3 protein-coding genes are annotated in these 4,160 nt (G+C 38.2%); all 3 read left to right on the top strand.

Going from position 1 to position 4,160, the window contains the following annotated elements; genetic code table 11:
* The first annotated feature begins 94 nt into the window (after positions 1–94).
* Entirely contained in the window at positions 95–1,186 is a 1,092-nt protein-coding gene (locus GCCT14_RS03800; RefSeq protein WP_108624304.1) for a hypothetical protein, read from the top strand.
* Positions 1,187–1,207: 21 nt separating this feature from the next.
* A complete protein-coding gene (glgB, locus tag GCCT14_RS03795) occupies positions 1,208–3,382 on the top strand; it encodes a 1,4-alpha-glucan branching protein GlgB (RefSeq protein WP_204592949.1) in 2,175 nt (724 codons plus the stop codon).
* Positions 3,357–4,160: NAD-dependent DNA ligase (locus GCCT14_RS03790; protein WP_478209989.1), on the top strand; the 804-nt coding region annotated here is incomplete at its 3' end. The genes glgB and GCCT14_RS03790, both read left to right, overlap by 26 nt.

Genomic DNA, 4,160 nt, shown 5'->3' with positions numbered 1-4,160 from the left:
AAAATATATTATTTACTGTAGTTCAATCTTGCCACTTGCCTTATTTTGAAATTCTTCTCACCATGAGTGGACTTTTTATCTCCTTGATTCGTTCATGATAGCTTTTTCTGTTCCTGTTTTTCTTTCCTACATGGCTGTTAGCGAGCAGGTGGGATGTATGTATTGGATACCTCGTACATTTTTCGTTGTACGTGTTTTCCCGACGCTTATTTCTTTTTTTGACATTCGTAATAGTGAATCTTGTGAGATTTGTACTTGGGCTCTGAATTTCACACACAAGATAGACACCTTTCGTGTGGAATGCGATTGGGATCGGCAAAGAATTATTATTACATTACAATCTAATAAGAATGTTTCTGTTTTATTTCTTCAAATGCATCAGACTCATCTGAGTTGCCTTTTTTCTTTTGTGAGAGGCAAGTCGCTTTGTATTAGTTCCAATTCGGGAGCACAAATTGCAACATTGACAAGAGGTGATGCAATTGAAATTTCCATTGATGGGGCTTTCCGATTAGGTCATAAGACAATTTCTGATTGTTCAAATATTGTCATTCCGAGACTTACATTTGGCTCTCACAAGAAGAAATGTTTTCATTTTTTTGATAGGAAATGTGCTCCAGAAGATATCTTCCCTTGCTTGTATGCTATTTCTAATCTTGTCCCTAATGAAGTAAACCAGTCAGTGAAATGTAATATTTCTAATAAAGAATTACTCCATTTAGATTTCCCTTATGTTTGGAAGTATCACTTTTCAGCGACTATGGTGCCTTTCTGGAAAGATCAACGCTTCTATGGTAATGGTCCATTTTTTGAGGGGTATGGTAGTCCACTTCAGATTTTCTCTTATTTTGGAAAGGCTCTTACTGACGCTTTAATTCGCATGGATGAGTTGACATTGTCTATTCTTCCTGATCTTCCGAAGTGGTCTATTGCTGGACGGTTGAGAAATTTTGTGCTTCCATTCGGTTCGTTTAGTCTTATCTGGTCTAATGGCAGGTTGAGAAGTTGTTTGCTAAAAATTGAGAAGTCTTACCTTTGTTATTTCATCTTCCCTCCCGGGGTCCGTGTCTTTCGCGCTACCCGAAAAGGAGGTGGACCCGGTATGTATCATGTTGTTGGATCGGAACATGTCCCGTTCTTTTTTAAGGAAGGTGACATTTATTGTTTTGATCGTTTCGAACATTGATATGATGGGAGCTTGAAATTGTTGAGTCCTTCGATCGAAAAGGATCATTTAAATGCCTTGCAAAAGGGCGCCCATTGTTCCCCACACGATTTTTTGGGGCCTCATTCTGTTAATGGTAAACAGATAGTTCGTGTATGGAGACCTAACCAACTCTATCTCCCCATTCTTTTTCAGGGGGATATTTTTCATATCTCCTCCAGAAAAGATATGGTTGGTCTATTTGAATTAGAGCCTTTTGAAGCATCTACTTTAAGCACTTTTTCGTCATATCATGTTTGCCTCCCAGATGGTAGGTGGATAAAAGATCCTTATGCATTTCGTTTTGAATTTTCTGAACTTGACACCTATCTTTTTGGGAGAGGAGTTCATTACGATATATTTCACAAGTTAGGAGCACATATTCACTCCATAGAAGGGATTGAGGGGGTCCTTTTTTCAGTGTGGGCTCCACGTGCAGATGGTGTGTCAGTCTTAGGAGATTTCTCACTTTGGGAAGCTGGAGTTTTCCCTATGGAAAGAAATTCTTCCGGAATTTGGACTCTTTTTATTCCAGGGTTAAAAGAGGGTGAACGGTACAAATTTGCTATTAATAAAAACGGAGATCTTCAACTCAAGATCGATCCTTTTGGGTTTCAGTTTGAAGAGAGACCTGCTACTGCCTCAATAATTAATAATCAGTGGAAAAATTACTATTGGGAAGATCAAAAATGGATGGAGCAGCGTCAAATAAAGAGCTATAGAGACCAGCCTATGGCTATTTATGAGGTTCATTTAGGTTCTTGGAAGAGATCCAAATCAGGAAAGTTTTTGAGTTATGAAGAAATAGCAAAAGATTTGGCATCTTATGTTCATAAGCTTGGGGTTACACATGTAGAGCTTTTGCCTATTTGTGAGCATCCATTAGATGAATCTTGGGGATATCAAACAACAGGGTATTTCGCTCCTACTAGTAGATTTGGAACCATTCAGGGATTCCAACGGTTTGTAGATATACTTCATCAACAGGGCATTGGTGTTATTTTAGATTGGGTTCCGGCTCATTTTGCATCTGATGAACATGCACTTTGTAATTTCGATGGGTTGCCTCTTTTCGAGGATGCTGATCCACTTCGACAGATCCATCCGCATTGGGGGACTAGACAGTTTGATTACGGAAGGACTGAAGTATCTAACTTTCTTTTAGCTAGTGCTCTTTTTTGGCTGAATCAACTTCATGTTGATGGTCTAAGAGTTGATGCTGTCTCATCTATGTTATATAGAGATTACGGGCATGAAAATAGTTCATGGAGTCCAAATCGATACGGTGGCAAGGAAAATCTGGAAAGTATTGAATTTCTGAAACATTTGAATTCTGTTACTCATTTACGTGCGCCAGGAATATTCACTGTAGCTGAAGAGTCGACTGATTGGTCCAAAATGACAAAAGACCTTTATGAAGGAGGTCTAGGTTTCGATTTTAAGTGGCAGATGGGATGGGTACATGACACTCTTCGTTATTTCGCTATGGACCCGTATTTTCGCGGAGCAAATAGAAAAGAGATCTCCTTTTCTGTTTTTTATTCTTACTTAGAAGCTTTCTTGTTGCCGTTATCTCATGATGAAGTTGTTCATTGTAAGGGTAGCTTTTTTGAAAAAATGTTCGGGTCAGGGAATGATCGCTTCTCTCATTTGAGACTTCTATATTCATACCAAATTTGTATGCCTGGTAAGAAATTGTTATTCATGGGTTCAGAGTGGGGAACTAAGAAGGAGTGGTCTGTAGTAGAATCGCTGAATTGGATAGAGCAGAAAGGTGATATGCATCTAGGTCTCTGGAGATGCGTATGTGACTTAAATCTTATCTATAAATCTAACCCTGCATTATGGGAATGGGATCATGTACGCATAGGATTTGAGTGGATCGATATTGATGAAAAAGAAAGAGGGATTTTCTCCTATTTTCGCAAATCATCTAAACAAACTTTTCTTTGTGTTCATAATTTCACTCCAATCACTCAAGAGAATTATAATTTGCCATTTTTCCGACATGCTAGTTTGACTCTTCACTTTTCTTCTGATTTGGAATTGTATGGAGGACATTCTAAAAACAATGAAATCGTACTAACTCAAAATGATTCTTCACTGTCTTTTTCGTTGCCTGCTTACACAACGCTAATTTTTGAGGTTTTCTTTGAATCGCGCTCCACTTCAAGATGAATACGAACATTATCTAGATCTGTGTCGAGAACTCTGGTACCACAACCGTGCTTATTTTGTTTTAGACAAGCCAGAAATCGAGGATGAAGAGTACGATCAACTTTTTGAAAAAGTTAAAATTCTAGAAGAGAACCACCCAGATTGGCTAAAGATTCAATCTCCAACACAATTTATAGGTGAAAAGACGAGTGGTAGATTCCCTACACAAGCTCATCTTTGGCCAATGCTTTCGTACGATAAGATTTTCGATAAAAATGGACTGTTTCACTTTAATGAACAGTGTCAGAAATTACTTGCCAAATCTCCTTCTTATTATGCTGATCTTAAGATTGATGGATGCGCAGTTTCCCTTTGGTACGTTAAAGGACGTCTGGAATGTGGTCTGACTAGAGGTGATGGTTTAGTTGGAGACATTATCACTGATAACTTAAAACAAGTTTTAGGAATTCCACACACTATACCAATGGAAGAAGGTTCTTGCGAGATCAGAGGTGAAGTCTATATGCCCTTTGCTGCTTTAGAGTCGATTAATGAAGATAGATTAAAAGAAGGGTTAGAACCATTTTCCAACACTAGAAATTGCGCTTCTGGATCTTTGAAGTCTCTCGATCCACAAGTTATTAAAAAAAGGCAATTATCTTTTTTTGGTTATTTTCTCTCAGCACCAGGAATTGAAACTATTCATGACATGACAAAACGATTAAAAAGTTGGTCTGTTCCAGTTCCGATCCCTGCTTTGGTTGGAGGATCGATTGATGAGGTATTTTCATTCATTCAT

The organism is Candidatus Similichlamydia epinepheli (assembly GCF_003056015.1).
This window is presented reverse-complemented; position numbering and strand designations above follow the sequence as displayed.

Bases quoted from the DNA above. Each gene is read 5' to 3' on its own strand.
- GCCT14_RS03800 (WP_108624304.1), top strand. From the start codon at position 95: ATGATAGCTTTTTCTGTTCCTGTTTTTCTTTCCTACATGGCTGTTAGC.